The organism is Mesorhizobium sp. WSM4807 (genome assembly GCF_055811615.1).
In genome coordinates this window covers 1-790 of record NZ_JBVVQY010000109.1, presented here as the reverse complement: position 1 = coordinate 790, position 790 = coordinate 1, and the positions used below count along the sequence as shown (strand labels likewise).

The following is a 790-nucleotide window of genomic DNA, read 5'->3' as shown; positions in this document are numbered from 1 at the left end:
GACTTATCGGCATGAGCCATAAATGCAGCGCGGAAGACTTGATATGCGTCTGGCCTTTCTGGCCGTCGCACGGGAAGGCAGCTTTACGCGGGCCGCCGCGCAGCTCGGAATTTCGCAGTCCACACTGAGCCACACGATCCGCGATCTCGAAGAGCGCCTGGGCCTTCGACTGCTGACCCGCACGACCCGCAGCGTTTCACCGACAGCGGCCGGCGAGCGCTTGCTTCGCAACATCGGCCTGCATTTCGAGGAGATCGAGGCCGAACTCGACGCATTGAGCGAGTTGCGGGAGAGGCCCGCCGGCACCATTCGGCTTACTGCCAGCGATCACGCATTCAAATCCGTGCTCTGGCCGAAGCTGGCGAAGCTGCTGCCGGACTATCCCGACATCATGGTCGAGGTCTTCATTGACAACGCACTGACGGACATCGCCGCAGAACGGTTCGACGCCGGCGTGCGGCTCGGAGAGCAGGTTGCAAAGGACATGATCGCCGTACGCGTCGGACCGGATCTCCGCTTCGCTGTCGTCGGTGCGAAGCCCTATTTCGCCGGGCGGCCGCCGCCAACGACGCCGCAGGAACTGACCGGTCATATTTGTATCAACCAGCGCTTTTCCACCAATGGCGGGCTGTGGGCCTGGGATTTCGAGCGAGACGGTCGCGAACCGAAGGTGCGGGTGGAGATCGTCCTGAATGGCACCGTCGGGATTCTCGAAGCCGCGCTGGATGGTTTCGGCCTCGCCTATGTGCCGGAGGACGTGGCGGAGCCTCATCTTGAGAGCGGTCGCCTT

The 790-nt window shown here is 62.9% G+C and carries 1 protein-coding gene; it reads left to right on the top strand.

The window, feature by feature from the left end:
- Window positions 1-22: 22 nt before the first annotated feature.
- On the top strand, window positions 23-790 hold a 768-nt coding region (locus AC0L3N_RS33895; protein WP_473552047.1), incomplete at its 3' end, for a LysR family transcriptional regulator.